Genomic DNA, 1,940 nt, shown 5'->3' with positions numbered 1-1,940 from the left:
CAGTTGGCCAAGGCCATCGAAAAGGCTGGCGCAACCATTATCAACACCGGTATCGGCTGGCACGAAGCGCGTATCCCGACCATCGCCACCAAGGTACCGCGCGCGGCATTCAGCAAGGTCACGGCCAAGCTGCGGGGCGCGGTGCAGATCCCGCTGATCACCACCAACCGCATCAACACCCCGGAAGTTGCCGAGCAGATCCTTGCCGAGGGCGACGCCGACATGGTGTCCATGGCGCGGCCGTTCCTGGCCGACCCGGACTTCGTCAACAAGGCCGCCGAAGGCCGCGCTGACGAGATCAACACCTGCATTGGCTGCAACCAGGCCTGCCTGGACCACACCTTCGGCGGCAAGCTGACCAGTTGCCTGGTCAACCCGCGTGCCTGCCATGAAACCGAGCTCAACTACCTGCCGGTGACCCAGCTCAAGCGCATCGCCGTGGTCGGTGCCGGGCCTGCCGGTTTGGCCGCCTCTACCGTGGCCGCCGAGCGTGGCCACCAGGTGACGCTGTTCGATTCGGCCAGCGAGATCGGCGGCCAGTTCAACGTTGCCAAGCGCGTACCGGGCAAGGAAGAGTTCTACGAGACCCTGCGCTACTTCAAGCGCAAGCTGGAAACCACCGGTGTCGAAGTGTGCCTGAACACCCGCGTGACGGCTGCGCAACTGGCTGAAGGCAAGTATGACGAGATCATCCTGGCCACCGGCATTGCGCCGCGCCTACCGGCGATCCCGGGCATCGAGAGCAGCAAGGTGCTGAGCTACCTGGACGTGTTGCTGGAGCGCAAGCCGGTTGGCCAGAAGGTCGCGGTGATTGGCGCTGGCGGTATCGGTTTCGACGTATCCGAGTTCCTTGTGCACAAGGGCGTTGCCACCAGCCAGGACCGCGAAGCGTTCTGGAAGGAGTGGGGCATCGACACCACGCTGGAAGCCCGTGGTGGCGTGGCCGGGGTCAAGGCCGAGCCGCATGCACCGGCGCGCCAGGTGTTCCTGTTGCAGCGCAAGAAAACCAAAGTCGGCGATGGCCTGGGCAAGACCACCGGCTGGATTCACCGCACCGGCTTGAAGAACAAGCAGGTGCAGATGCTCAACAGCGTCGACTACCTGAAGATCGACGATGAAGGCCTGCACATCCGTATCGGCGAAGACGAAGCGCAGGTGCTGCCGGTGGACAACGTGGTGATCTGCGCCGGCCAGGACCCGCTGCGCGAGCTGCATGACGGGCTGGTTGCGGCCGGGCAGTCGGTGCACCTGATTGGCGGTGCGGACGTGGCAGCAGAGCTGGATGCCAAGCGTGCGATCAACCAGGGCTCGCGCCTGGCCGCTGAGTTGTAAGGCACTGGTAGACTTGGGCTCCCGTTTGCCGGTGAGCCCATTTGGATGTTTGCACGATTCGATGACCTGCCCCTGGCGCCGCTGCAACGGCTGGCGCTGGGCTGGCTGGCCCGCGCCCAGGTCGAGGTGGCGGTATTGCGCCTGGACCTGGTCGACCCGCTAATCAGCGGCAACAAGGCCTTCAAGCTGCTGGAACATCTGCGTCAGGCCCAGGCGGCCCAGGCCCCAGGGGTGATCAGCCTGGGTGGCGCCTATTCCAATCATCTGCATGCGCTGGCGGCTGCCGGCAAACGCTTCGGCTTTGCCACGGCGGGGTTGCTGCGTGGGCACGCGCAAGACACCCCCACGGTGCGCGATCTCGAAGCATTCGGCATGCACCTGCACTGGCTGGGGTATGGCGGTTATCGCGAGCGCAATGCGCCGGGTTTCTGGGCGCCCTGGCAGGCGCAGTATCCCGGTTGGCACTGTGTGCCTGAAGGTGGCGGTGGTGTGTTGGGGGCCAGGGGTTGCGCGTTGATTGTTGAGCAAGCACGCCAGCAATTGGCGAGCGTGGGCTGGGACGGCTACGACGGTTGGTGGTTGGCGGCGGGCACCGGGACCACCCTGGC

1 protein-coding gene and 1 pseudogene are annotated in these 1,940 nt (G+C 65.2%); both read left to right on the top strand.

Features of this window, described 5'->3' with window-relative positions:
• The coding region (locus M5G11_RS27035) for an FAD-dependent oxidoreductase (protein ID WP_273925437.1) at positions 1 to 1,332 on the top strand (1,332 nt) is incomplete at its 5' end.
• A gap of 45 nt (positions 1,333 to 1,377) precedes the next feature.
• Positions 1,378 to 1,940: pseudogene (locus M5G11_RS27030) on the top strand (1-aminocyclopropane-1-carboxylate deaminase); the annotation flags it as partial.

This window comes from Pseudomonas fontis (genome assembly GCF_028656955.1).
In the GTDB taxonomy this organism is placed as follows: Bacteria; Pseudomonadota; Gammaproteobacteria; order Pseudomonadales; family Pseudomonadaceae; genus Aquipseudomonas; species Aquipseudomonas fontis.
The sequence above is the reverse complement of the archived record's forward strand: the minus strand, read 5'-3'. Positions and strand labels throughout refer to the sequence as shown.